Source organism: Burkholderia sp. Bp8992, from assembly GCF_003853705.1.
GTDB lineage: Bacteria > Pseudomonadota > Gammaproteobacteria > Burkholderiales > Burkholderiaceae > Burkholderia.
Genome location: NZ_QTQI01000025.1, coordinates 23,959 through 47,972, shown reverse-complemented (window position 1 = coordinate 47,972; position 24,014 = coordinate 23,959). Strand labels below are relative to the sequence as shown.

The 24,014-nt window shown below is 67.5% G+C and carries 24 protein-coding genes; 8 read left to right on the top strand and 16 right to left on the bottom strand.

Going from position 1 to position 24,014, the window contains the following annotated elements; translation table 11 throughout:
* Positions 1-3: 3 nt before the first annotated feature.
* Positions 4-546: a response regulator transcription factor gene (locus tag DIE03_RS29430; RefSeq protein WP_021156278.1), complete on the top strand. Its 543-nt coding sequence runs from the start codon at positions 4-6 to the stop codon at positions 544-546.
* A 70-nt stretch (positions 547-616) separates the two neighbouring features.
* Here the strand turns inward: DIE03_RS29430 and hslU are convergent, their stop codons facing one another.
* The 8 genes from hslU to dapF form a co-directional block, all read right to left on the bottom strand.
* Positions 617-1,960 carry an ATP-dependent protease ATPase subunit HslU gene (gene hslU / locus DIE03_RS29425; protein ID WP_034190252.1) on the bottom strand — a complete coding sequence of 448 codons (1,344 nt, stop codon included), beginning with the start codon at positions 1,958-1,960 and terminating at the stop codon, positions 617-619.
* A gap of 9 nt (positions 1,961-1,969) precedes the next feature.
* Complete coding sequence (hslV, locus tag DIE03_RS29420) at positions 1,970-2,506, bottom strand: ATP-dependent protease subunit HslV (protein WP_006477497.1); 537 nt, start codon at positions 2,504-2,506, stop codon at positions 1,970-1,972.
* Between the two features lie 243 nt (positions 2,507-2,749).
* Positions 2,750-3,166, bottom strand: coding sequence for an RNA polymerase-binding protein DksA (dksA, locus tag DIE03_RS29415; RefSeq protein WP_006477498.1), 417 nt, complete (start codon positions 3,164-3,166; stop codon positions 2,750-2,752).
* A 497-nt stretch (positions 3,167-3,663) separates the two neighbouring features.
* Positions 3,664-4,734, bottom strand: coding sequence for a GTP-binding protein (locus DIE03_RS29405; RefSeq protein ID WP_124455757.1), 1,071 nt, complete (start codon positions 4,732-4,734; stop codon positions 3,664-3,666).
* A 190-nt stretch (positions 4,735-4,924) separates the two neighbouring features.
* Positions 4,925-6,139, bottom strand: a complete 1,215-nt coding sequence (locus tag DIE03_RS29400) for a class I SAM-dependent rRNA methyltransferase (RefSeq protein ID WP_124455756.1) — start codon at positions 6,137-6,139, stop codon at positions 4,925-4,927.
* A gap of 76 nt (positions 6,140-6,215) precedes the next feature.
* Positions 6,216-7,136, bottom strand: coding sequence for a tyrosine recombinase XerC (gene xerC, locus DIE03_RS29395; protein ID WP_124455755.1), 921 nt, complete (start codon positions 7,134-7,136; stop codon positions 6,216-6,218).
* Positions 7,137-7,149: 13 nt separating this feature from the next.
* The gene (locus DIE03_RS29390; RefSeq protein ID WP_124455754.1) at positions 7,150-7,875 is read right to left on the bottom strand and encodes a DUF484 family protein; all 726 of its coding nucleotides are present in this window, start codon (positions 7,873-7,875) and stop codon (positions 7,150-7,152) included.
* Positions 7,876-7,912: 37 nt separating this feature from the next.
* Entirely contained in the window at positions 7,913-8,782 is an 870-nt protein-coding gene (gene dapF / locus DIE03_RS29385; protein ID WP_185658248.1) for a diaminopimelate epimerase, read from the bottom strand.
* A gap of 346 nt (positions 8,783-9,128) precedes the next feature.
* On the opposite strand from dapF, the gene DIE03_RS29380 reads away from it, so the two are divergent.
* On the top strand, positions 9,129-9,431 hold the full coding sequence (locus tag DIE03_RS29380) for a HigA family addiction module antitoxin (protein WP_124455752.1): 303 nt from the start codon (positions 9,129-9,131) through the stop codon (positions 9,429-9,431).
* 30 nt (positions 9,432-9,461) lie between these two features.
* Here the strand turns inward: DIE03_RS29380 and DIE03_RS29375 are convergent, their stop codons facing one another.
* Complete coding sequence (locus tag DIE03_RS29375) at positions 9,462-10,346, bottom strand: lipid A biosynthesis lauroyl acyltransferase (protein WP_124455751.1); 885 nt, start codon at positions 10,344-10,346, stop codon at positions 9,462-9,464.
* 265 nt (positions 10,347-10,611) lie between these two features.
* Between DIE03_RS29375 and metK the strand changes: the two genes are divergently transcribed.
* Positions 10,612-11,799, top strand: a complete 1,188-nt coding sequence (gene metK, locus DIE03_RS29370) for a methionine adenosyltransferase (RefSeq protein ID WP_039353866.1) — start codon at positions 10,612-10,614, stop codon at positions 11,797-11,799.
* Between the two features lie 108 nt (positions 11,800-11,907).
* Here metK and DIE03_RS29365 read toward each other — a convergent pair whose 3' ends face one another.
* Entirely contained in the window at positions 11,908-12,249 is a 342-nt protein-coding gene (locus tag DIE03_RS29365) for a hypothetical protein (RefSeq protein ID WP_124455750.1), read from the bottom strand.
* Between the two features lie 352 nt (positions 12,250-12,601).
* Between DIE03_RS29365 and DIE03_RS29360 the strand changes: the two genes are divergently transcribed.
* Positions 12,602-13,375 carry a phytanoyl-CoA dioxygenase family protein gene (locus tag DIE03_RS29360; protein ID WP_124455749.1) on the top strand — a complete coding sequence of 258 codons (774 nt, stop codon included), beginning with the start codon at positions 12,602-12,604 and terminating at the stop codon, positions 13,373-13,375.
* Between the two features lie 158 nt (positions 13,376-13,533).
* On the opposite strand, the gene DIE03_RS29355 is transcribed toward DIE03_RS29360, so the two are convergent.
* Positions 13,534-13,740, bottom strand: a complete 207-nt coding sequence (locus DIE03_RS29355; RefSeq protein ID WP_124455748.1) for a DUF3185 family protein — start codon at positions 13,738-13,740, stop codon at positions 13,534-13,536.
* Between the two features lie 193 nt (positions 13,741-13,933).
* Here DIE03_RS29355 and mgrA point away from each other — a divergent pair, with 193 nt between their 5' ends.
* Positions 13,934-14,977 carry an L-glyceraldehyde 3-phosphate reductase gene (gene mgrA, locus DIE03_RS29350; RefSeq protein WP_124455747.1) on the top strand — a complete coding sequence of 348 codons (1,044 nt, stop codon included), beginning with the start codon at positions 13,934-13,936 and terminating at the stop codon, positions 14,975-14,977.
* Positions 14,978-15,090: 113 nt separating this feature from the next.
* On the opposite strand, the gene DIE03_RS29345 is transcribed toward mgrA, so the two are convergent.
* Together DIE03_RS29345 and DIE03_RS29335 are read right to left on the bottom strand one after the other, a co-directional pair.
* The gene (locus DIE03_RS29345; protein ID WP_011353526.1) at positions 15,091-15,276 is read right to left on the bottom strand and encodes a hypothetical protein; all 186 of its coding nucleotides are present in this window, start codon (positions 15,274-15,276) and stop codon (positions 15,091-15,093) included.
* 301 nt (positions 15,277-15,577) lie between these two features.
* The gene (locus DIE03_RS29335) at positions 15,578-16,465 is read right to left on the bottom strand and encodes a DMT family transporter (RefSeq protein ID WP_124455746.1); all 888 of its coding nucleotides are present in this window, start codon (positions 16,463-16,465) and stop codon (positions 15,578-15,580) included.
* Between the two features lie 657 nt (positions 16,466-17,122).
* On the opposite strand from DIE03_RS29335, the gene DIE03_RS29320 reads away from it, so the two are divergent.
* Positions 17,123-17,335 carry a hypothetical protein gene (locus DIE03_RS29320; RefSeq protein ID WP_124455744.1) on the top strand — a complete coding sequence of 71 codons (213 nt, stop codon included), beginning with the start codon at positions 17,123-17,125 and terminating at the stop codon, positions 17,333-17,335.
* Positions 17,336-17,391: 56 nt separating this feature from the next.
* Complete coding sequence (locus DIE03_RS29315; RefSeq protein WP_124455743.1) at positions 17,392-18,414, top strand: serine/threonine protein kinase; 1,023 nt, start codon at positions 17,392-17,394, stop codon at positions 18,412-18,414.
* 81 nt (positions 18,415-18,495) lie between these two features.
* On the opposite strand, the gene DIE03_RS29310 is transcribed toward DIE03_RS29315, so the two are convergent.
* Positions 18,496-19,938: a coniferyl aldehyde dehydrogenase gene (locus DIE03_RS29310; RefSeq protein WP_124455742.1), complete on the bottom strand. Its 1,443-nt coding sequence runs from the start codon at positions 19,936-19,938 to the stop codon at positions 18,496-18,498.
* Positions 19,935-20,441, bottom strand: coding sequence for a hypothetical protein (locus tag DIE03_RS38420; RefSeq protein ID WP_185658247.1), 507 nt, complete (start codon positions 20,439-20,441; stop codon positions 19,935-19,937). Before DIE03_RS38420 ends, DIE03_RS29310 begins: the two co-directional genes overlap by 4 nt.
* Before the next feature lie 506 nt (positions 20,442-20,947).
* Between DIE03_RS38420 and DIE03_RS29290 the strand changes: the two genes are divergently transcribed.
* Positions 20,948-22,588: a GMC family oxidoreductase gene (locus tag DIE03_RS29290; protein ID WP_124455740.1), complete on the top strand. Its 1,641-nt coding sequence runs from the start codon at positions 20,948-20,950 to the stop codon at positions 22,586-22,588.
* Positions 22,589-22,616: 28 nt separating this feature from the next.
* Here DIE03_RS29290 and DIE03_RS29285 read toward each other — a convergent pair whose 3' ends face one another.
* Entirely contained in the window at positions 22,617-23,993 is a 1,377-nt protein-coding gene (locus tag DIE03_RS29285; protein WP_124455739.1) for a flagellar hook-length control protein FliK, read from the bottom strand.
* Between the last annotated feature and the right edge of the window lie 21 nt (positions 23,994-24,014).

The following is a 24,014-nucleotide window of genomic DNA, read 5'->3' as shown; positions in this document are numbered from 1 at the left end:
CACATGAGCGAGAACAATTTCCTGGTGATCGACGACAACGAGGTGTTCGCGGGCACGCTCGCGCGCGGCCTCGAGCGCCGCGGTTACGCGGTCCAGCAGGCGCACGACAAGGAGGCGGCGCTGCGGCTCGCCGCCGGCGGCAAGTTCCAGTTCATCACCGTCGACCTGCATCTCGGCGAGGATTCGGGCCTGAGCCTGATCGCGCCGCTGTGCGACCTGCAGCCCGACGCGCGGATTCTGGTGCTGACCGGCTACGCGAGCATCGCGACGGCCGTGCAGGCCGTGAAGGAAGGCGCCGACAACTATCTCGCGAAGCCGGCGAACGTCGAGTCGATCCTGGCCGCGCTGCAGACCAACGCGACCGAAGTGCAGGCCGACGAGGCGCTCGAGAATCCGGTCGTGCTGTCGGTCGACCGGCTCGAATGGGAGCACATCCAGCGCGTGCTGGCCGAGAACAACAACAACATCTCGGCGACCGCCCGCGCGCTGAACATGCACCGCCGCACGCTGCAGCGCAAGCTCGCGAAGAAGCCGGTGCGGCAGTAAGCGGCGCACCAGCGAAAACGGGCGGCCCCCGCCGAAGGGGCCGCCCGTTTCGCATCCCGCGCCGCGCGCGTTACAGCACGTAGCGCGACAGGTCTTCGTCCTGCGACACTTCGCCGAGTGCGCGGTCGACATACTTCGCGTCGATCGTCACGCGCTCGCCGGCGTGGTTGCCGGCCGAGAACGACACTTCCTCGAGCAGCTTCTCGATCACCGTGTACAGGCGGCGCGCGCCGATGTTCTCGGTCTTCTCGTTGACCGCGAACGCGATCTCCGCAAGCCGGCGGATGCCGTCTTCGGCGAATTCGAGCTGCACGTCTTCGGTCGCGAGCAGCGCCTGGTACTGCTTGACGAGGCTCGCGTCGGTCGCGACGAGGATCGCTTCGAAATCGTTCACCGACAGCGAGTCGAGCTCGACGCGGATCGGGAAGCGGCCCTGCAGTTCGGGAATCAGGTCGCTCGGCTTCGCGAGGTGGAACGCGCCGCTCGCGATGAACAGGATGTGATCGGTCTTCACCATCCCGTACTTCGTGTTGACCGTCGTGCCTTCGACGAGCGGCAGCAGGTCGCGCTGCACGCCCTGGCGCGACACTTCGCCGCCGCTGCCTTCGTTGTTGCGCGACGTGATCTTGTCGATCTCGTCGAGGAACACGATGCCGTTCTGCTCGACGTTCTGCACGGCCTTCGTCTTCACTTCCTCTTCGTTCAGCATCTTCGCCGCTTCCTCGTCGGTCAGCAGCTTCAGTGCTTCCTTGATCTTCACCTTGCGGCGCTGCTTCTTGCCGCTGCCGAGGTTCGAGAACATCGAGCGGATCTGCTCGGTCATCTCTTCCATCCCCGGCGGCGCCATGATGTCCATGCCGGCCGACGGCTGCTCGAGGTCGAGCTCGACTTCCTTGTCGTCGAGCTGGCCTTCGCGCAGACGCTTGCGGAAGGTCTGGCGCGTCGCGTTGTTGTCGTCGTTCGCGTGCTCGGCATTGCCGCCGAAGCCCACCGCGCGCGGCTGCGGCAGCAGGATGTCGAGGATGCGGTCTTCCGCCTGGTCGGTTGCCTTGCTGCGCACCTTGCGCATCTCGGTTTCGCGGGTCTGCTTGACCGAGATCTCGATCAGGTCGCGCACGATGCTGTCGACGTCGCGGCCGACGTAGCCGACTTCGGTGAACTTGGTCGCCTCGATCTTGATGAACGGCGCATCGGCGAGCTTCGCGAGGCGGCGCGCGATTTCGGTCTTGCCGACGCCCGTCGGCCCGATCATCAGGATGTTCTTCGGCGTGATTTCCTGGCGCAGCGGGTCGGCGACCTGCTGACGGCGCCAGCGGTTGCGCAGCGCGACGGCGACGGCCTTCTTCGCCTTCGCCTGGCCGATGATGTGCTTGTCGAGTTCCGAGACGATCTCGGCAGGGGTCATGGTGCTCATGGGGTGTCCTTACTCGATCGTTTCGATGATGCGGTTGTGGTTCGTGTAGATGCACATGTCACCGGCGATCCCGAGCGACTTCTCGACGATCTCGCGTGGCGACAGCTCGGTGTTCTCGACGAGCGCGCGGGCCGCGGCCTGCGCGTACGCGCCGCCGGAGCCGATCGCGCAGATGCCGCCTTCGGGGTCGAGCACGTCGCCGTTGCCGGTGATCACGAGCGTGGTGGTGGCATCGGCCGTGATCAGCATCGCCTCGAGGCGGCGCAGCATCCGGTCGGTGCGCCAGTCCTTCGCGAGCTCGACGGCCGCACGGGTCAGGTTGCCCTGGTGCTTCTCGAGCTTCGCCTCGAAGCGGTCGAGCAGCGAGAACGCATCGGCGGTGCCGCCCGCGAATCCGACCAGAACCTGGTTGTTGTAGATCCGCCGCACTTTCCGCGCGCCACCCTTCATGACGATGTTGCCGAGGGTTACCTGGCCGTCGCCGCCGAGCGCGACCTTGTCGCCGCGCCGGACCGAAACGATGGTCGTGCCGTGAAATTGCTCCATCTGCGTTCCTTGAGAAAAACGGGGAAGAGTCGGGCGGCGCGAGGCGCCGCCGCGTGAATCCGCAGTGCGCCGGGGAGCGGCCCGGCGCGCGTCCGTTTCATTTTAGGGCGGGCGCGGGGATATCAAGAGGTGGGAGGCAAATCGGAAAACCGGCCAACCGGGAGCCGGTGCCGGAAAAACAAAAAGCGCGCGGCAGGCCGCGCGCTTTCGGGAAGCAGCGTGTCTGAGCGGAACGCCGCTCGATCAGTCGCCGAACAGCTTCTGGCGCAACTCGCGGCGCTCCTGCGCCTCGAGCGACAGCGTGGCGGTCGGACGGGCGAGCAGCCGCGGAATGCCGATCGGCTCGCCGGTTTCCTCGCACCAGCCGTAATCGCCGGAATCGATGCGGGCGAGCGACTGCTGAACCTTCTTGAGGAGCTTGCGTTCGCGATCGCGCGTACGCAGTTCGAGTGCGTGCTCTTCCTCGATCGTCGCGCGATCGGCGGGATCGGGCACGATCACCGTCTCGCGCAGGTTCTCGGTCGTCTGGCCTGCATTCTTGAGGATGTCCGCCTGCAACTGTTCGAGCCGATTTTTGAAGAAGGCGAGCTGATCCTCATTCATGTAATCCTTGTCGCTCATCTTCAGGATTTCGGCTTCGGTCAAGAGTTTCTTCGTCATCTGCTTGCTTCTTCAATGTGCGGCAAATCGAGAGATATTGCCTGCACTTTGGGATTACCCGCAACCGCGTTTGCATTCATTTGCGATTTGCCGCCGCGGGGCCGAAAGCCTCTGGAAAACCGGTTCTCAAATACCAGGATAGGCCTGGCGCGGAGTTGCGCGCGCTGCGAACCGGTGTGCTGCGCGGCACATCGCATCGGCCGCGGCCGGGAGGCGGATTGGCGATCCGGCGCGGTTGCGATGCCCGGAAAACTGGTTCAGCAAGAACCGGGCCTGTTTGTTGCCGTACTCCAGCGGGCACGTATTGTAACTGAATCGCAAGCGGGCGCCGTATCGGGTCGATCCCCGTCGGCTGCGCCAATATCTAGAAAATATAACGCGCAAATCGCGAAAAAGCGATGACGGCGAAACCCTGCCCGAAAACGGCGCCGCGCGGGCGCCTCGGCCGCCGGAAGAGGCGGCCGGGCGACGCGGTGCGCGGCCGGTGCCCGCGCGCGTCAGGCGAGGCAGGCGTCGAGGCCGTCGGTAATCAGGTCCTGCGGCAGGTCGACGCCGATGAACACCATCTTGTTCGTCTTCTTCTCGACCGGCAGCCACTTCGCCGCGAGGTCGCTGCCCATCATCTGGTGCACGCCCTGGAACACGACCTTGCGGTCGACGCCCTTCATGTACAGCACGCCCTTGTAGCGCAGCATCCGTTCGCCATAGATCTGCAGGATGCCGCCGAGGAAGTCTTCCAGCTTGTTCGGATCGAACGGGCGGTCGTTACGGTACACGAACGACTTGATCTTGTCGTCGTGGTGCGCGTGGTGGTGGCCGTGGTCGTGATCGTGCGCGCATTGGCCGTGATCGTGGTCGCAACCGGCGTGATCATGGTCGTGATCGTGATCGTGGTCGTGATGCGCGTGGTCGTCTTCGGCGAGGAAGTCGGGGTCGATCTCGAGCTTCGCGTTCAGGTTGAAGCCGCGCAGGTCGAAGATTTCCTTGATGTCGGCTTCACCGAAGTTCACGACCTTGATCGCGGCCTTCGGGTTCATGTGCATCAGGCGGTGCTTGAGGCCGGCGACGGTCTGGTCGTCGACGAGGTCCGACTTCGTGATGAACAGGCGGTCGGCGAAACCGACCTGGCGCTGCACGACTTCGTGTTCGTCGAGCTGCGCATTCGCGTGCTTCGCGTCGACCAGCGTGATGACCGCGTCGAGCAGGAAGTCGTCGGCGATTTCGCTGTCGATGAAGAAAGTTTGCGCGACGGGGCCCGGGTTCGCGAGGCCGGTCGTCTCGATCACGATGCGGTCGAAATCGAGCTTGCCTTCGCGCTTCTTCGCGGCGAGATCGCCGAGCGCGCGGGCCAGATCGCCGCGGATCGTGCAGCAGATGCAGCCGTTGCTCATCTGGATGATCTGCTCGTTCGAATCCTGCACGAGGATTTCGTTGTCGATGTTCTCTTCGCCGAACTCGTTCTCGATCACGGCGATCTTCATGCCGTGCTGTTCGTTCAGGATGCGCTTGAGCAGCGTCGTCTTGCCGCTGCCGAGAAAGCCGGTAAGGATGGTGACGGGAGTGGCCATGTCGGTCGCCTGTGGTTCGTGAATCGGGGTCAAAACCAGGATGTGCGTCGCGCCCGGGGCTTTGCCAGCCGGGGCGCACAACCATCCATTGAAACATACCTGTCAAGCCCTCGCCCGTCGTCCGAACGACAGGCGAAAGCGCTGATCCGCCGGGCGGCCGGCGGACGGTTACGCGCGTAGATCGGGGCGATCAGACGATTTGCAACAGCAGGCCCTTCAGATATTCGCCTTCCGGGAACGCGGCGAGCAGCGGGTGATCGACGCCCGCGCCGAGCCGCTTCAGGATGCGCGCGTCGACCTTCGCGTCGGCGGCCGCGCCCGCGACGATCTTCTGGAACAGGTCCATGTCGATCGCACCCGAGCACGAGTACGTGAACAGCAGGCCGCCCGGGCGCAGCAGCTTGAAGCCGCTCAGGTTGATGTCCTTGTACGCGCGCGCCGCCCGGTCGACGCTGTCGCGGGTCGGCGCGAACTTCGGCGGATCGAGCACGATCAGGTCGAAACGCTCGCCTTCGTCGACGAGGCGGCGCAGCGTCTTGAACGCATCGGCGTCGAGCCAGGTCGCGCGTTCGGCGTCGAAGCCGTTGGCGACGACGTTCTGCTGCGCGAGCGCGAGCGCATCGCCCGACGAGTCGATCGACACGACGCGTTTCGCGCCGCCCTTGAGCGCCGCGAGCGAGAAGCCGCCCGTGTAGCAGAAGCAGTTCAGCACGTCGCGGTCGGCCGCGTACTGCGCGACCAGCGCGCGGTTGTCGCGCTGGTCGACGTAGAAGCCCGTCTTGTGGCCGTTCGGCACGTCGACGTGATAGCGCACGCCGTTTTCGCTCGAGATCAGCGTCGCGGGCGGCGCGTCGCCGGCCAGCACGCCGGTCGTCTGTTCGAGCCCTTCCTTGTCGCGGATCGACACGTCCGAGCGCTCGTACACGTTCGGGCAGCCCGTCGCGCCGGAGAGCGCCGCGACGATCGCGTCCTTCCACGCTTCGACGCCCGCGGCCATGAACTGGCAGACGAGCTGGCCGCGCGGCGCCGCGCCGGCTTCGGCGGTGTCCGCGACGTAGTAGTCGACGATCAGGCCCGGAAGCCCGTCGGCTTCGCCGAACACGAGCCGCACCGCGCCCGTGCCCGACACCATCGTCGTGCGGTGCGCGACCGCGCGCTGCACGCGGCGCTTGAAGAACGCGTGGTCGATCGGCTCGTGCTCGTCGAAGCTCCACACGCGCACGCGGATCTGCGACTGCGGGCTGTACGCGCCGCGCGCGAGGAAGCGGCCGTCGTGCGCACGCACGAGCACGGTCGCGCCGGGCGCGGGCTTGCCGTCGACGCGGTCGATCGCATTCGCGTAGACCCACGGATGGCGGCGCAGCAGCGATTTTTCCTTGGACGGCTTGAGGGTGACGGTTTGCATGATGAGATCGAAATGAGCCGCGACGGAAGCCGACCGCGATCGGTCGCCGGGCGCGGCGGGTAACACGGGAAGTGCGTCAGTCGCGCTTCTTCGCACGCGGATGCGCGCTGTCGTAAATCTTCGCGAGATGCTGGAAGTCGAGCGACGTATAGACCTGCGTCGCGGCGACGCTCGCGTGGCCGAGCAGTTCCTGCACCGCGCGCAGGTCGCCGCTCGACTGCAGCACGTGCGTCGCGAACGAGTGGCGGAGCACGTGCGGATGGACGTTGGCGGGGATGCCCGCGGTGAGCGCCGCGCGCTTCACGCGCTCGCGCACGACGCCCGGCGACATCCGGTTGCCGCGCACCGATACGAACAGCGGATGCGGGTCGTGCTTCACGAATTCGCCGCGCACCGCGAGCCACGCGTTCAGCGCGTCGATCGCCTTGCGGCCGACCGGCACCTTGCGTTCCTTGTTGCCCTTGCCGCGCACGGTGACTTCGGCTTCGGCGAGATCGAGCCAGCCGGTCGAACGGTAGCCGTCGGCCTGCGTGTACATCACGTCGAGCCCGATCAGCTCGGCGAGGCGCAGCCCCGACGAATAGAACAGCTCGAGGATCGCGTGATCGCGAATGCCTTCGGTCGTGCCGGCGAGCGGCGCGTCCATCAGCGCGGACGCGTCGTCGACCGACAGCGCCTTCGGCAAGGTCTTCGGGCGTTTCGGCGCGCGCACCGCGGCCACCGGGTTCGCGGGCATCTCGATGCGCTGCGCGAGCCAGCGGTAGAACGCGCGCCATGCCGACAGACGGTGCGAGATCGACCGCGCGGACAGCCCGCCCGCATGCGCGCGCGCGACCGCACCGCGCATGTCGGCGGCCGTCAATGCCTCGAGCGGCCGGCCGGACGCGAGCTTCTTCAGCTCGTCGAGTTCGTGCGTGTACGCGCGCAGCGTGTGTTCCGACAGCTGCCTGACGTGTTTCAGGTTCGACAGGTAGGCGGCGATCGGATCGTCGGTCATCGCGTGCGGCGGATCAGTGCGGCAGCAGGCGCGTGAGCGCGGCGCTCGCGAGCGTCGCGATCTGCGCGAGGAAGTCGGTGGCCATTCCGTCGTGGAAGCGGCGCGGATCGGGCGAGCCGAGCACGAGCAGGCCGAACGCGGGCGCATCGGTGCCGCCGAGCGGCGTGCGCAGCGCGAGCAGCGCGACCGACGTGGCCGAGCCGTCGCCGGCCGGTGCGGCTTCGGCGCCTTCCGCCGCATTCGCGGCCGGCGCGGCGAGCGCGGGCGCGAGCCATTGCGCGGCTTCGAAGCCCGTGTTCGCGCCGCAGTACGGCGTCGACAGCCCGTTCGTGAACAGGCGCACTTCCTCGCCGACCTGGCGCGCGAAGTCGGCTTGCGCATAGGTGTCGGCGACATCCCACACGCGCAGCGCCGTCTGCGGCACGTCGAACACGTCGGCGATGCCGTCGGCGATCGTGCGCGGCAGCGCGTACGGATCACGCTCCGCGATCACGCGTGCGGTCCAGCGGCTGAACTTCGCGGACAGGCTGTCGTTCTCGTGGCCGTAGCGCACGAGCTCGGCGAGCCGGCGCTCGAGATGCTTGTTCTTGTCGCGCAGCATCTCCATCTGCCGCTCCTGCAGCGAGATCGCGGCCTTGCCGTGCGGGTTCGCGAGACGGATCGTCGCGAGCAGTTCGGCGTGCTGCGCGAAGAATTCGGGATTGGCGAGCAGGTAGTCGGCGACTTCGCGATCGTTCATGTGGCTGGCGCGTTCAGTTATCAAGGACGTTGCAGGGTCAGGCGTTCAGGTCGATCTCACCTTCGAACACGGTCGCGGCGGGGCCGGCCATCATCAGCGCGGCGGCTTCGTCGCGCGCGCCGTCCCAGCCGATCGTCAGCGTGCCGCCGTGGGTGTGCACGGTCACGGGCGAATCGAGCAGGCCGCGCCGGATGCCGGCCGCGACCGCCGCGCACGCGCCGGTGCCGCACGCGAGCGTCTCGCCCGCGCCGCGTTCGTACACGCGCAGCTTCACTTCGTTGCGCGACACGATCTGCATGAAGCCGGCGTTCACGCGCTGCGGGAAGCGCGCATGGCGCTCGATCAGCGGGCCTTCTTCCAGCACCGGGTACGCCTCGACATCGTCGACGACCTGCACCGCGTGCGGGTTGCCCATCGACACCGTCGAGATCCAGCGCGTCGCGCCGCCGGCGTCGAGCGGCCACAGCGTGTCGCGGCCTTCGTGGCGGCCGTCGAGGCCCGACGCGTCGAACGGCACCTGCGCCGGCGCGAACACAGGCGCGCCCATGTCGACGACGACTTCACCGTTGTCCTGCAGCGTCAGCGTGATCAGGCCCTTCATGACCTGCACGCGCACGCTGCGCTTGTCGGTCAGGCCGCGGTCGCTGACGAACTTCACGAAGCAGCGCGCGCCGTTGCCGCAGTGTTCGACCTCGCCGCCGTCGCAATTGAAGATCCGGTACTTGAAATCCGCACCGTCGACGGTCGGTTTCTCGACGAGCAGCAACTGGTCGGCGCCGATGCCGAAGTGACGGTTGGCGAGTGCGCGCACCTGCGCTTCGGTGAGCGGCGGCAACGCGCGCGAATAGCCGTCGAGCACGACGAAGTCGTTGCCCGCGCCGTGCATCTTGGTGAACGAGAGTTTCACTGGGTCCGGAATTCCATGGCGAACAAGGCGGTCGGCACGGTGCGAACGGCCGGCGGCCATGCCGGGCGGCTTCGTTCGTCGTGCAGATCTCAACCGCAAATGATACATGCAGCCGACTGGGGCGTCCTGCGCGGGCGGGGCGGGGTGTCCGCTGGGCGCGCGAATGAGAGGGGGCAGATGGGCGGGGCGCGGCGTGGCGGCGCCGAGGCAACGGAGAAGCGGAATGCACGCGGCGTGCATTTCGTACCCGTCAAATTGAAGTCTCGATCCGGGAATCCGTATAGTGCGGCTATACGCGGCCGATGCCACCGGTTTCGCGCTCACTGCTACTGAAATGATTCAAGCCATGACCCGCATCTTCAATCCGCCCCACCCGGGCGAAACGCTGCGCGACGACGTGCTGCCGGCGCTCGGCCTGACTGTCACCGAGGCCGCGTCGCAGCTCGGCGTGACACGTGCCGCGCTGTCGCGGATCCTGCACGGCCATGCCGGCATCTCGCCGGAAATGGCGCTGCGCCTCGAAGCGTGGCTCGGCGAGGAAAGCGGGGGAAGGGCCGATCTGTGGCTCGCGCAGCAGTCGGCCCACGATCTGTGGCGGGCGCGCGCAAAGGGCGCACCCAAGGTGGCGAGAGCGCAGGCGCGCACTTGACGGCGCGCCTGCGCATGCCGCGCGGCAGGGTCAGTACAGGCTCGGCTCGCCGGGCGGGCGCGTCTTGAAGCGCTTGTGGACCCAGTAGTACTGCTCGGGCATCAGCGGGATCTGTTCCTCGAGGAACGCGTTCATCCGCCGTGCGTCGAGATCGTCGTCGCCGGTCGGGTAGTTATCCCACGGCTTGAATACCTTCAGACGGTAGCCCTTGTAGTTCGGCAGCACCTCGCCGATGAACGGCACGACCTGCGCGTGGCCCGTCTTTGCGAACCGGCCGACGGCCGTCAGCGTGCAGGCCGGCACGCCGAAGAAGGGCACGAACGTCGAGTTGCGCAGCCCGTAGTCCATGTCGGCGCCGAGCATCACCGGCTTGCGGTCGCGCAGCCAGCGCAGCACGGTTCGCGCGCTGTCGGCCCGGCTCGCGAGTTCCGCGCCGAAGCGGCTTCGGCCGGCCTTGGCCGCGGCTTCGATTTCCGGGCTCTTCATCGGCGTGTAGAGCGAGCCGCACGGACGGTCGAGTGCGAGGTTGATCGCCATCGAACCGGCCTCGATGCCGACGAAATGGAACCCGAGCAAGAGGGTCGGCGGCATGTCCGGATCGGTGAGGTCGATCTCGCTCTCGATCGTAAACAGCTTGCGGTAGGCCGCTTCCGACGCGAACCACTGGTAGCTGCGCTCGACGTAGCTGCGGATCGCATGGCGGAAATGCTTGCCCGCCACTTCCTCGCGCCGCTCGTCGCTCCAGTCGGGGAAGCAGAGTTTCAGATTCGTATGTACGATGCGCTTTCGCCGGCTGGGGATCTGATACAGCAGCCAGCCGAGGCCATCGCCGAACCGTGCGGTCAGACCGTACGGCAGCAGCGCGAGCAGCTTCAGCAAGCCGATGGCGAGGTGCGTGCCGAGGCGGCCTAGCATGCGGAATCTCCGTAGGGCAGGCTGGCCGGCACGTTGCGAACAGGGTGGTAAGACGGCGGAAAATGCAGCACGGGCGGCGCTCTGTGACAATTCAGGAAAGCCGCTATAATACGGTCTTCGCCGAGTTAACTGACAACTTGCGGGGCGAAGCCGGCTGGTGCCACACGCACTGCCCGGTCCTGGTAATCCGCTAAAGCGTCGCCGCTTCAGGCCCAACGAAGCTGGCTACGTGAAACCACCCGTAACCACACAGGAGCCTGAAAAAGTGGCAAACGATTATTTCTTCACGTCCGAATCCGTCTCCGAAGGCCATCCGGACAAAGTCGCGGACCAAATCTCGGACGCGATTCTCGACGCCATCCTCGAGCAGGACAAATATTCCCGCGTTGCGGCTGAAACGCTGTGCAACACGGGTCTCGTCGTTCTGGCCGGTGAAATCACCACGACGGCCAACATCGATTACATCCAGATCGCGCGCGACACCATCAAGCGCATCGGCTACGACAACACCGACTACGGCATCGACTACAAGGGTTGCGCGGTGCTCGTCGCGTACGACAAGCAGTCGCCGGACATCGCACAGGGCGTCGATCGTGCACACGACGACAACCTCGACCAAGGTGCGGGCGACCAGGGCCTGATGTTCGGCTATGCGTGCGACGAAACGCCGGAACTGATGCCGCTGCCGATCTACCTGTCGCACCGCCTCGTCGAACGTCAGGCCAGCCTGCGCCGCGACGGCCGCCTGCAATGGCTGCGCCCGGACGCGAAGTCGCAGGTCACCGTCCGCTACGTCGACGGCAAGCCCGATTCGATCGACACCGTCGTGCTGTCCACGCAGCACGCACCGGACATCGAACTGCCGGCGCTGCGCGAAGCCGTGATCGAGGAAATCATCAAGCCGACGCTGCCGGCCGACCTGATCAAGGGCGACATCAAGTTCCTCGTGAACCCGACCGGCCGGTTCGTGATCGGCGGCCCGCAGGGCGATTGCGGCCTGACCGGCCGCAAGATCATCGTCGACACGTACGGCGGTGCCGCACCGCACGGCGGCGGCGCGTTCTCGGGCAAGGATCCGTCGAAGGTCGACCGTTCGGCTGCGTATGCAGGCCGCTACGTCGCGAAGAACATCGTCGCCGCCGGCCTCGCGTCGCGCGCGCTGATCCAGGTGTCGTACGCGATCGGCGTCGCCGAGCCGACCTCGGTGATGGTCAACACGTTCGGCACGGGCCGCGTGTCGGATGCGGTGATCACGAAGCTCGTGCGCGAGCATTTCGACCTGCGTCCGAAGGGCATCATCAAGATGCTCGACCTGCTGCGTCCGATCTACGAGAAGACCGCTGCCTACGGGCACTTCGGCCGTGAAGAGCCGGAATTCTCGTGGGAAGCGACCGACAAGGCGCTCGCACTGGCCGAAGCGGCTGGCGTCGAGCCGACGGCACGCGTCGCGTAAGCGTCGTTCGCCCGCAAAGAAAAACCCCGGCTTGCCGGGGTTTTTTTATGGGTTCCGATCGCGGCGCAACGGCGGCGATCGTCGCGGGCCGTGCCCGCCGGTGCGGGTTCAGCGTGCGCCGAACCCGAACCAGCCGTTGCTGGCCGCCAGCCGGCGCGGGCGGTTGACGCGGCGCTGCGGGCCGAGCGCACGGCGCAGCGCAAGCGCGCGCAGCGACGACGGCTTCTGCAGCAGCGAGCGCAGGCCGGCACGGCGGGCGAACGCCTGCGTGCTCATCATCGAGAAAAATGCGTGGAACCACGCACGGATGCCGTCCAGCCGGCTGTGTGCGGGCGCGCGCTCGGCCAGCGCCTGCGTGCGGGCGCGGTGATGGCGCAGCGAGCGGGCAGGAGCGGGCGGCACGACGCGCTTCGCAGCGCGGCTGAGACGGGAAGTCAGACGGAATGGCATGTGAACGATGCTTCGCTTGTATGGATGGCGCCCTTGGGAGCGCACTGGTATGAACGGCCTCGGATGGCGCAACGGATCTTACCGAAACTCGCTGCGCGCCGCGCCCGCCAGAATTGACAGGCCGCGACAGGCTACAGGGGATTCATGACGGGCAAAAGTCGCGATAAACCCTTGTGCCACAAGGCGCGTGCCGCATACCGCCTGTCGGTGAGGCAGGTGCCGCGGCGAACAGTTCCCTTGAGCCGGATCAAATCCGCGATTGGCATGCCCCTGCGTACGGCAATGGTGCTGTTCGCGGCATCCGGCGCCGATTTACAATCGTCACATTCACACAATAATCGTCTGGCATCCCATGTCGTCTCCATTGCAGTTGGAATCGATCCGCGCGCAAGTCGCGGAATTGCGCGAGCGCGGCTTCGTCGTCGCGCGTGGCCTCGTCAGCGAAGAGCAGTGCGCGACGCTCAGGCAGATCGCGGAGCGCCAGTTGCGTGAGGCCGCCGAGCCGATCGAATTCGAGGCCGACCTGCGCTACCCGGGCGCGCCGGAATCGAAGCATGCGCCGGGCGGGCACACGGTGCGGCGGCTGCTCGATGCGTACTCGCGCGATCCGGCGTTCGCCGAGCGCGCGGTCGCACCTGAAATCGGCGCGTGGATGCGCGAATATTTCGGTGAAGAGCCCGTGCTGTCGCGCGCGCATCACAACTGCATGATGACGAAACACCCGGCGTACGGCAGCCTGACGGGCTGGCATCGCGATTTCCGCTACTGGTCGTTCGCGCGCCCGGACATGGTGTCGGTGTGGCTCGCGCTGGGGCCGGAAACGAACGAGAACGGCGCGCTGTGGCTGGTGCCGGGTTCGCACACGGCCGAATTCGGGCCGGAAGCGTTCGACGACGCGAAGTTCTTCCGCAGCGACCTGCCGGAGAACCGCAGGATGATCGACGCGGCCACGTGCCCGTCGCTGCAGACCGGCGACGTCGTGTTCTTCCACAGCAATACGCTGCATTCGGCCGGGCAGAACCGTTCCGACCAGGTGAAATTCTCGCTCGTGTACACGTACCACGGCGCGAGCAACCGGCCGGTGCCCGGCACGCGTTCGGCGTCGAAGCCGGAAGTGCAGTTCTAGGTGCGAATCGGGCGGCGCGATGACACCGCGATGCCCAGGCGATGCGGCGCATCGCCGGCGAATGAAGCAACGGGCGGCCTGGCCGCCCGTTTCGTTTGATGCGTCGCGCGTGCGTGACGGGTGACGCGGGCCGTGCGTGCGCCGCGCGACGGCGCGCGTCAGCGCTTGCCGCCCGGCATCGCGAGGCCGATCAGGCCGATGAACGATGCGACGGCGCCGCCGACGATCAGCAGGATCGTCTTCGTCGCGGGCGAACCGGTGAAGAAGCGCGACACGTTGTCGTTGATCGAATGGAACGACTGGCCGCCGAAGTACAGCAGCAGGACGCCGCCGACGAGCAGTGCAACCGAGATGACCCGGGACATACCAACCTCGCTGAAACGGTGATTCGAGACGCCGCAGTGTAGGCGACGACCGCGGTCGCGTCCATCGCCGTGCCGCCGTGCGCGATCCGGCCGCTTTCGCTACCATAGTCGTCGTATGACTCCTTCGCCGCCGTCGCGCCATGTGTGCGGCCGGCGCGCGTCCCTTCCCCCGATGTCCTGACGGAACAGACTCATGGCCTACGAAGCAGCTTCCGAACGTTATGCCGGCATGCAATACCGCACCTGCGGCAAATCCGGGCTCAAACTGCCCGCCCTGTCGCTTGGCCTGTGGCACAACTTCGGCGACACGACGCCGATCTCGACGCAGCGCGAGATCCTGCGCACCGCGTTCGACCTCGGCATCAACCACTTCGATCTCGCGAACAACTACGGGCCGCCGTACGGCAGCGCCGAGACCAACTTCGGGCGGCTGCTGAAGGAGGATTTCCGGCCGTATCGTGACGAACTGCTGATCTCGACGAAGGCCGGCTGGGACATGTGGCCGGGGCCGTACGGCAGCGGCGGCGGGTCGCGCAAGTACGTGCTCGCGAGCCTCGACCAGAGCCTGCAGCGGATGGGGCTCGACTACGTCGACATCTTCTATTCGCACCGCTTCGATGCGCACACGCCGCTCGAGGAAACGGCAGGCGCACTCGCGTCGGCCGTGCAGCAGGGCAAGGCGCTCTACATCGGCATCTCGTCGTATTCGGCCGCGAAGACGCGCGAGATGGCCGAGCTGCTCGCGCAATACAAGGTGCCGCTGCTGATTCACCAGCCGTCGTACAACCTGCTGAACCGCTGGATCGAAGAGGATCTGCTCGGCACGCTCGACGACGTCGGCGCGGGCAGCATCGCGTTCACGCCGCTCGCGCAGGGCCTGCTTACGTCGAAGTACCTGAACGGCGTGCCGGCCGACGCGCGCGTGAACAAGCCGGGCGGCGGCTCGCTGAAGCAGGATCACTTGAGCGCGGACAACCTCGAGCACGTGCGCAAGCTCAACGCGATTGCCGAACGTCGCGGGCAGAGCCTCGCGCAGATGGCGCTGGCGTGGGTGCTGCGTAACGGCCGCGTGACGTCGGCGCTGATCGGCGCGAGCCGCGCGGAGCAGGTGCGCGAGAACGTCGGTGCGTTGAAGAACCTCGAATTCTCGGCGGAGGAACTCGCGGAGATCGACCGTTACGCGACCGAAGGCGGTATCAATCTGTGGGAAAAGCCGTCCACCGATCAGGCGATCTGACCGGGAGTCGATACGGCATGCGAAACAACGCGTGCCGTATCACGGGCTGGCGGGCAGCACACCGCATCGCTGCGGTGCAGCGATGCGCGTGATACGCCGGCTGACGTGTCGCGCTAGATCAGCGCAGGCAGGCCTTCAACGAGCAGCACCGCGACGCCGACGCCGAGGATGACGCCGAGCACGCGTAGCAGGTTGTGACGGAATTCGGTTGCGCACGGTACCGCGCCGAGAAATAGCGCTCCGGCCAGCGCCATCGGGATCAACAGGATGAAGTCGCCGATCGTGAAATAGGTCGTCATGCGTGTCTCCAGGTCTTGACCGAGGTCAGCGCATCAGCGCTTGATTCGGCCCCATGCCGGGTGTTTCTAGTGTTGTCCGACCCGTTGCGAGCGGGGCGGTCAATTCGAGTATAGGCAACCGGCGGCGCTTTTCGCTATCCGAACCATTAAAAATCGGCGGAAAGCCGCGTGAATCACGCGTTTTTCCTGCAAGTCGGACGAATGTCTTGCACGGATCTTTCTCGTTCCTTTCGATTTTCGCGGAATCATCGTATGTGTCCGATGCGGGCCGCCGCATCCGGAGACGCGGCGGCCCATCCGCTTACGCGCGCCCGGGTTGCGCGCGGGTGGCCGACGCGCGGAATACGAGCGCGAGCCCCGCGATGATCGCGCCCATGCCGGCGAGCGCGAGCGGCTCCGGCCGGTTGCCGAGCCACACGGCATCCATCAGCGTGGTGACGACGGGCACGAGATAGAACAGGCTCGTCACGTTGACGAGATCGCCGCGCTGCATCAACCGGTAGAACAGCAGTTGCGCGATCACCGAAATCACGATGCCGAGCCACAGCAGCGGGACGACGAATGCCCAGCTCATCTCGAACGACACCGGCCGGAACGGCACGATCGCGACGCACAGCGCGAGGCCGATCGCATTCTGCAGCGGCAGCACGTCGGCGGGCGCCGCGCGTACGCGCTTTTGCAGCAGCGAGCCGGCGGTCAGCGCGACGAGGGCGGTGAGCGCATACGCGATGCCGGCAGCCGACAGGCCGCCCGTGCCGCCGCTCGCGCCACGGCACACGACGAGTGCGAGCCCGGCCAGCGACAGTGCGAGCCCCGCGACGCGCACGGGCTGCCAGCGCCGCTCGACGATCGCGAGCGTGAGGATCGGCTGCACGCCGAGGATCGTTGCGAGCACACCGGGCGCGATCCCGCGCTCGAGTGCGAGCAGGTAGAAGATCGAATAGCCGCCCATCATCAGCAAGCCGGTCAGCGCGGCCATGCGCCGCTCGCCGCGCGGCGGCAGCCAGCGTTTGCGCATGAAGGCCAGCGCGAGCAGCACGAGCGACGCGAGCGCGAAGCGTGCGGTGAGAAAGGCGAACGCGGACGCGTGACGCAGACCGAGTTCAGAGAAGATCGCGCCGCTGCTCCACAGCAGCACGAAGAGCGACGTCGCGCCATGCGCGGCAAGCGCGCGTTTGAACGAAACCATGTGAGTCCACCTGTCGAACGGATCGGAACGTTCCATTCGCGCGCGCGGCAACATGCGATGCGTGACGACGCACGCACTGAAGCCGACGGGGGCGAATGGAAGACGAAACGGAAGCCGGCTGGTCAGCCGGCGCGCGCTGCCGGAGGGGGCGGCGCGGCGCAGACGAGCGGCGGTGCGACAGGAGGAGGAAGAACCGACGGATGCGCGCACGCCTGCGGCCGCGAGTCGAACTGCGGCCGGGATTTTGCGAGGGCGGACGTGAGCGGATGCATCGTGTCGGAATGCGATTGAACGCGAATGAGAGCCTAAGGTACCGCAAGGCAGCGATCGAGCGCAATCACTGTCGGCGGTGTTGCATCGCGAACGATGCGGTGCGTCGATCCCGTGCGCGCCGCGGTGCCGGGCGGTTTCGGCGGGCAGTCACATTCGACAGGGTATGATGGGGGTGACCGGGCGGGCAAGTGCCTGCCCGGCGCAGTGGTTGATTGGAGACATTCGACGAATTCGCGGCACTTCGCCTGCTTCTTCTTCTTTTCGCGCTTCGATAAACCGTGAACAATGGGATCACGCGCAACGCTCCTCCGAGAGCGGCGCGGATCGTGCATTTGCCGGCTCGCCAGCGGGCCGGGTTTCAAGATTCAAGAGTGGGGAACCATCATGCATATCGGGTCGATTGTCTGCACTACCCATATCGCGGTGCCGAAGGGCGCGCGCGGCATCGTCCAGCGCATCCTGGGCGACATGGCCATGGTGACCTGGTACGCGGGCGTGCCGGGTGATTCGAAAGAACTCAACACCGAGCCGTTCTTTCTCGAGGACCTGATCGACACCGGCGAATCCGTCCTGCCGGCCGGCGCGGCGCTTCACTAAGCGCACGTCGCACCGGACGCTCGTCTTTCGGTCCGGCTGGCGGCACAATGCGGGGCATGACAGACGCCACTTCCGCTCCCGCTTCTCCCGCCAGCCCGCCGTTCGCCGGCCTCACGCCCGAGTGCGTGCTCGACGCGCTCGACAGCGTGCTGATGCCGGCCGGCCTGCGCACCGACGGGCGCCTGCTCGCCCTCAACAGCTACGAAAACCGCGTCTACCAGGTCGGCATCGAAGACGGCCCGCCGGTCGTCGCGAAGTTCTATCGCCCGGCGCGCTGGTCGGACGACGCGATTCTCGAAGAGCACGCGTTCGTCGCCGAACTCGCCGCGCGCGAGATTCCGGCGGTGCCCGCGCGCACCTTCGACGGCCGCTCGCTGCACGCGTTCGACGGCTTCCGCTTCTCGATCTTCGAGCGGCGCGGCGGGCGCGCACCCGATCTCGACCGCAGCGACACGCTCGAATGGCTCGGCCGCTTCATCGGCCGGATTCACGCGGTCGGCGCAACGCAGCCGTATGTCGCGCGTCCCGTGCTCGACATCAAAACGTTCGGCTACGAGCCGCGCGACTACCTGCTCGCGCACGATTTCATTCCGGATGACGTACGACCGGCGTACGAGACGGCCGTCGCGCTCGCGCTGGAAGGCGTCGAGGCCGCGTTCGAGCGCGCGGGCGACATCCGCCTGCTGCGCACGCACGGCGACTGCCATCCGAGCAACGTGCTGTGGACCGATGCGGGCCCGCATTTCGTCGACTTCGACGACAGCCGGATGGCGCCGGCGGTCCAGGATCTGTGGCTGCTGCTGCCGGGCGATCGCGAAGGCGCGTCGCGCGCGCTGGCGGACCTGCTCGCCGGCTACGAGGATTTCTGCGAATTCGAGCCGCGCGAGCTGCATCTCGTCGAAGCGCTGCGCACGCTGCGGCTGATCCACTACGCGGCATGGCTCGCGCGGCGCTGGGACGATCCCGCGTTTCCCGCCGCCTTCCCGTGGTTCAACACGCATCGCTACTGGGAAGCGCGCGTGCTCGAGTTGCGCGAGCAGATCGGCGCGATGCAGGAAGGGCCGCTCTGGCCCGTATGACGGCGCACGCGGCATTCACGCCGCGCGGCAGGCCGGCAAGGGCCGCGGCGCGATGCGCGCGGCCCGTCCGGGCCGACTGCCTCAGAACTTCAGCATCAGCTTGATCAGCGCGGCGAAGCGCTTGCCGTACGGCGGCGCGAGCAGGTTGCGCGCATTCAGGCGCGCCTGCGTGAGCACCGGCTTCATCTTCGAGAACGTCACGAAGCCGTCGTAGCCGTGGTACGCACCCATGCCGCTCGCACCGACCCCGCCGAACGGCAAGCTGCCGCACGCGATGTGCATCAGCGTTTCGTTGATCGACACGCCGCCCGAGATCGTTTCGCGCATCACGCGATCGATCGTGCCGCCATCCTCGTCGAACAGGTAGAGCGCGAGCGGACGCGGGCGCGCATTCACGTAGGCGATCGCCTCGTCGAGCCTCTCGTACGGCACGAGCGGCAGCAGCGGCCCGAAGATTTCCTCCTGCATCAGTTGCGACGCGGCCGGCACCTGCGTGACCGCGCACGGCACGAAGCGGCGCGACGCGGGATCGGATGGCGCGTCGGACAGCGGATGCAGTTGCGCGCCGGCCGCCTGCGCGTCGCTCGCGAGTTGCTGCAGGCGCGCGTAGTGGCGCGGCGACACGATCGTCGTGTAGTCGCCGTTCGTCGACAGGTCCGGATACATCTTCGCGAAGCGTGCCCGCGCGCGCTCGATGAACGCGGCTTCCATCCCGCGCGGGAGCAGCACGTAGTCGGGTGCGATGCAGGTCTGGCCGGCGTTCAGCGTCTTGCCGGCGACGATCGCGTCGACGGCTGCATCGAAGCGCGCATTCGGGCCGATGATCGCCGGCGACTTGCCGCCGAGCTCCAGCGTGACGGGCGTGAGGTTGTCGGCGGCCGCGCGCATCACGTGGCGGCCGACATGCGTCGAGCCGGTGAACAGCAGGTGATCGAACGGCAGCCCGCTGAACGCGGCGCCGACCTCCGCATCGCCGTTCACGACCGCGACGTGGTCGCGCGTGAAGGTCTTGCCGATGAGCTGCTCGAACAGCGCCGACGTGCGCGGCGTCAGTTCGGACATCTTGATGATCGCGCGGTTGCCGGCGGCGAGCGCGCAGATCAGCGGGCCGGCCGCGAGCAGGATCGGGTAGTTCCACGGCACGACGATGCCGACCACGCCGAGCGGCTGCGGAATCACCTTCGCGCGTGCCGGGCGCAGCCACTTGTTCATCGGCTTGCGGATCGGCTTCATCCAGCGCTTGCCGTGCTTCAGTGCGTCGTCGATCTCTTCCTTCGCCATCCAGACTTCCGACAGCAGCACTTCCTGCTTCGCGCGATGGCCGAAATCGGCGCTGATCGCTTCGGCGAGTGCGTCCGCATGGTCGATCAGCATCGTGCGCAGCGCGCGCAGGTGCTGCACGCGTGTCTCCCATGCGGGATACGGGGCGCGCAGGTACGCCGCGCGCTGATCGCGCAGCAGCGCCGTCAGCGCATCGACCGACGGCAGTGCTTGCGGGGCCAGTTCGGGCAGGTCGTTCTTCATGTCGTCTCCTCCAGTTGGGCCTGGCTGATGGGCCGGCCGTCACGCCGCACGCGCACGCTCGGCGAGCGCGGCGACGCGGATCGGGTGATGCATGTCGCGCGACGCGGGGCCGGATGCGACGTGTGCTCGAAAACCGGTTGCTGCATTCGGCCGGCGTCGCATCCGCGCGACGGTATCGGCGTCCGAAAATCGTGCCGCACGGCACGCGCGCACGACTCGATGCGACGGCAAGCAGGTGCGGGATGCCGCGTTGCCGGCGCCTGCCGGCGCACCGACGCGCGGCGGCGCGACGGGTACGCGACGGCGTGTCGCGGTGCATCGTGCTGCCGCGGCGGCAGACCGTCCAAACGGTCGGCGACGATGCGTGCCGTTCGATTTCCATCGACTGCGCGCATGCCGTCGTGCAACGTCGCGCGGGCCGCCGTTTGAAATGAAATGCGGGCTGCGCGCGCGGCATCCGGAGGACCGGGTCGGCACACGTCCTGCAGAACCTGGCGCTGCATCGTTGTCCCTCCCGTTTCGCGGCGAATCGGCTTCTCGTGGCCGGTGGATCGCGCGAAGCGAATCGATACATCTTAAATTTAGTTCACGCGGGCGTTTAGAGGAATCGCTCTTGAATCCGCGCGCCGCGTGCGCGGCGGCCATTCCTACAATGCCCCGAGGGTCTGTTTGCAGATGGAACACGCATGCGTTGCCATGAGAACGGCCGCTCGCGAGGCGCGCGACGCCGCGAATACTGATGTATTCGCAAGGAGCGCAACGCGGCGAGCGGCCGTTCTCATGGCAACCCCAAATTAAAAAAATCATGTCACGGGAATGCCCGAAATCGCCCGTATGGCGGCGTCGCTCGTCGCTTGTTTGGCTCGGCCAAACGGCGCTCCTCGCTCCTTGCCCTACGAGCGATTTCGGGCATTCGCATGCGTGTTCCATCTGCAAACAGACCCTCCAAAGAGGGGACGCGGTCGCGCGGCGATGCCGGGCGCCATCCATGACACGACGGAGACGTGACATGCAATACGACTACATCATCGTCGGCGGCGGTTCGGGCGGGTCGAGCCTGGCAGGCCGTCTCGCCGATGCCTGCCCCGATGCGACGATCGCGCTGATCGAGGCCGGCTCGCATACGGAGCGCAACCTGCTCGTCAACATGCCGGTCGGTATCGCGGCGCTGGTGCCGTACAAGCTCGGCACGAACTACGGCTACGAGACGGTGCCGCAGCCGGGCCTCGGCGGGCGGCGCGGCTACCAGCCGCGCGGGCGCGGGATGGGCGGTTCGAGCGCGATCAACGCGATGATCTACACGCGCGGCCACCCGGGCGACTACGACGAATGGGCGCAGCTCGGTGCGACGGGCTGGGGCTGGCAGGACGTGCTGCCGTATTTCCGTCGCGCGGAAGGCAACGAACGCGGCGCGGATGAATGGCACGGCGCGGACGGCCCGTTGACCGTTTCCGATCTGCGCTTTCGCAATCCGTTCTCCGAACGATTCATCCAGGCCGCGCACGCGGCCGGCTATCCGCTGAACGACGACTTCAACGGCGCGACGCAGGAAGGCGTCGGCTTCTATCAGGTCACGCACCGCGACGGCTCGCGCTGCAGCGTGGCGCGCGCGTACATCTACGGCCGCAACCGGCCGAACCTGCACGTGATCACCGACGCGACGGTGCTGCGCGTCGGCTTCGACGGCAAGCGCGCGGTCGGCGTCGCGGTCTCGCGCAACGGCCGTGTCGAGACGCTCGGCGCGCGCGCGGAAGTGATCCTGTCGGCCGGCGCGTTCAATTCGCCGCAGCTGCTGATGTGCTCGGGGATCGGCCCGGCCGAGCAACTGCGCCGGCACGGGATCGCGGTCGTGCAGGATGCGCCGGACGTCGGCACGAACCTGATCGACCACATCGACTTCATCATCAACACGCGCGTGAATTCGTCGGAACTGGTGGGCGTGTGCCTGCGCGGCATCGCGAAGATGACGCCCGCGCTCGCGCGCTATTTCTCGAGCCGCACGGGGATGATGACGAGCAACGTCGCGGAGGCCGGCGGCTTCATCAAGAGCGATCCGTCGCTCGAGCGTCCCGACCTGCAGCTGCATTTCTGCACGGCGCTCGTCGACGACCACAACCGCAAGATGCATTGGGGCTTCGGCTATTCGCTGCACGTGTGCGCGCTGCGGCCATTCAGCCGCGGCACGGTCGTGCTCGCGACCGGCGACGCCCGCGACGCGCCGCTGATCGATCCGCGCTTCTTCAGCGATTCACGCGATCTCGACCTGCTCGTGCGCGGCACGCAGGCGATGCGCCGGATCCTGTCGCAGGCGCCGCTCGCGTCGCAGGGCGGGCGCGAGCTGTACACGCGGGCGGACCAGAGCGAGGCCGAGCTGCGCGCGACGATCGTCGCGCATGCCGACACGATCTACCACCCGGTCGGCACCTGCCGGATGGGCTCGGATGCGCGCGCGGTCGTCGATCCGCAACTGCGCGTGCGCGGCGTCGAAGGGCTGCGCGTGGTCGATGCGTCGGTGATGCCGACGCTGGTCGGCGGGAACACGAATGCGCCGTCGGTGATGATCGGCGAACGCGCGGCGGACTTCATCGTCGCGGCGCGCAAGGGTGCGGTGCCGCGCGGCGAGGCGGCTGCCGCGGTGCACGGCCGCTGAGCGCGGCGCGCGCACCGAAACGGCATGCTCAGGCAAACGTATCGACGAGGCCGGCGCGGCTCACGCTCGCGGCGGCCGGTGCGGATTGCACAACGTCGGCCGGTGCATCGACGGCTGACGATCCGCCGTTCCCGCGCCGCGGCGACTGGCCGTGGGCGAAGGTCTGTTGCGGGTTCTGCTGCTGGGAAGCGAAGCCGCCGTCGCTGACGGTCGTGCTGCCGAGCCCGAGCCCGCCTGCTTCCATCGCCTCGCGCAGCTTCGGCAGCGCGGCTTCGACGGCCTCGCGCACCTGCGCGTGCTGCGACACGAACAGCGCGTGCGCATGGTTGTCCGCGACGCGCAGCACGACCTGCAGCGGCCCGAGATCGGGCGGGTTGAGCGTCAGCTCGGCGCTCTGCTGGTGCGCATTCGACAGGAACACGACCTTCTGGCTCAGTGCGTCCGTCCAGTCGGCGGTGCCGACATGCGGCGCGAGCACGTGCGCGTTGGCAGCGGCGATCGCACCGGCGGCCGGCGACAGCTGCAGGTTCGCCTGCGCGGCGGCCGCGGCCGTTGCGCCGGCCGCGAGCGTCGCGCTGGCGGCCGGATCGGTCGCTTCGCTGGCTGCCGCGAGTGCATGCTGTGCGCCGGACTGCGCGTTCGCGTCGGCCTGCAGCGCCTGCGGCGTGGCCTGGGTCGGCGCCTGCTGCGGGGCGAGCGCGCCTTTCGCGTCGGCGAGCGTACGGTCGAACGTCGGCACCTTCGGCGTCAGCGGCGCGGCGGCGGCGGTCGAGGCGGTTGCTGTCGGCGACGAGGTCGTCGCCGCGGCGGACGCGCCGGTCGCCGGCATCGCAATCGCGCCCGCGCCGCCCGTCAGCCTGGCGAGCGCGGCCTGCAGCGCGTCGCGGCTCGACGTCGGTTCGAGCGGCTGGGCAGCTGCATCCCCGGCCGCATGATCAGCCAGCGTCGCCGTGGCGTCGGGCTGGCCTGACACGGCCGTTTTTCGCGTCGTGTCGGCGACGGCGACGGCGGCAGCGGCGGTGGCGGTGGCCGCATCGGCCGGCGCCGCGTTGTCCGTGCGCGCCTGCAGCTGTGCCTGCACGGCAGCGGCGGCCGCGAGCGCGGCGGCGTCGGGATTGGCCGTCGCGTTCGCGACGTCGGTGGACTTGTCGTCGTCGTCCGTGCCGGACGGCTTCGTGCTCGTGGCCGGCTTCGACGCAGCCTGCGTCGTCGATGCATCGGGCGTAGCGGGATTCGACGCGTCGCGACGCGTGACGACGCTTTGCTTCAGCGTCTGCGCGAACGGCGCGGCGGTCGCGGCCGCCGACGCATCGTTGCCGGCGGCGGACGAACCCGAGCCGCGGGCGGCCTTGAGTGCGGCGCCGGCGGTGTCGAGCAGCGCGCCAAGCAGGGGCAGGGGAGGCATGACGGTTCTCTCGTTCGAATG

Bases quoted from the DNA above. Each gene is read 5' to 3' on its own strand.
- DIE03_RS29430 (WP_021156278.1), top strand. From the start codon at position 4: ATGAGCGAGAACAATTTCCTGGTGATCGACGACAACGAGGTGTTCGCG.
- hslU (WP_034190252.1), bottom strand. From the start codon at position 1,960: ATGAGCACCATGACCCCTGCCGAGATCGTCTCGGAACTCGACAAGCAC.
- hslV (WP_006477497.1), bottom strand. From the start codon at position 2,506: ATGGAGCAATTTCACGGCACGACCATCGTTTCGGTCCGGCGCGGCGAC.
- dksA (WP_006477498.1), bottom strand. From the start codon at position 3,166: ATGACGAAGAAACTCTTGACCGAAGCCGAAATCCTGAAGATGAGCGAC.
- DIE03_RS29405 (WP_124455757.1), bottom strand. From the start codon at position 4,734: ATGGCCACTCCCGTCACCATCCTTACCGGCTTTCTCGGCAGCGGCAAG.
- DIE03_RS29400 (WP_124455756.1), bottom strand. From the start codon at position 6,139: ATGCAAACCGTCACCCTCAAGCCGTCCAAGGAAAAATCGCTGCTGCGC.
- xerC (WP_124455755.1), bottom strand. From the start codon at position 7,136: ATGACCGACGATCCGATCGCCGCCTACCTGTCGAACCTGAAACACGTC.
- DIE03_RS29390 (WP_124455754.1), bottom strand. From the start codon at position 7,875: ATGAACGATCGCGAAGTCGCCGACTACCTGCTCGCCAATCCCGAATTC.
- DIE03_RS29380 (WP_124455752.1), top strand. From the start codon at position 9,129: ATGACCCGCATCTTCAATCCGCCCCACCCGGGCGAAACGCTGCGCGAC.
- DIE03_RS29375 (WP_124455751.1), bottom strand. From the start codon at position 10,346: ATGCTAGGCCGCCTCGGCACGCACCTCGCCATCGGCTTGCTGAAGCTG.
- DIE03_RS29365 (WP_124455750.1), bottom strand. From the start codon at position 12,249: ATGCCATTCCGTCTGACTTCCCGTCTCAGCCGCGCTGCGAAGCGCGTC.
- DIE03_RS29360 (WP_124455749.1), top strand. From the start codon at position 12,602: ATGTCGTCTCCATTGCAGTTGGAATCGATCCGCGCGCAAGTCGCGGAA.
- DIE03_RS29355 (WP_124455748.1), bottom strand. From the start codon at position 13,740: ATGTCCCGGGTCATCTCGGTTGCACTGCTCGTCGGCGGCGTCCTGCTG.
- mgrA (WP_124455747.1), top strand. From the start codon at position 13,934: ATGGCCTACGAAGCAGCTTCCGAACGTTATGCCGGCATGCAATACCGC.
- DIE03_RS29345 (WP_011353526.1), bottom strand. From the start codon at position 15,276: ATGACGACCTATTTCACGATCGGCGACTTCATCCTGTTGATCCCGATG.
- DIE03_RS29335 (WP_124455746.1), bottom strand. From the start codon at position 16,465: ATGGTTTCGTTCAAACGCGCGCTTGCCGCGCATGGCGCGACGTCGCTC.
- DIE03_RS29320 (WP_124455744.1), top strand. From the start codon at position 17,123: ATGCATATCGGGTCGATTGTCTGCACTACCCATATCGCGGTGCCGAAG.
- DIE03_RS29315 (WP_124455743.1), top strand. From the start codon at position 17,392: ATGACAGACGCCACTTCCGCTCCCGCTTCTCCCGCCAGCCCGCCGTTC.
- DIE03_RS29310 (WP_124455742.1), bottom strand. From the start codon at position 19,938: ATGAAGAACGACCTGCCCGAACTGGCCCCGCAAGCACTGCCGTCGGTC.
- DIE03_RS38420 (WP_185658247.1), bottom strand. From the start codon at position 20,441: ATGCAGCGCCAGGTTCTGCAGGACGTGTGCCGACCCGGTCCTCCGGAT.
- DIE03_RS29290 (WP_124455740.1), top strand. From the start codon at position 20,948: ATGCAATACGACTACATCATCGTCGGCGGCGGTTCGGGCGGGTCGAGC.
- DIE03_RS29285 (WP_124455739.1), bottom strand. From the start codon at position 23,993: ATGCCTCCCCTGCCCCTGCTTGGCGCGCTGCTCGACACCGCCGGCGCC.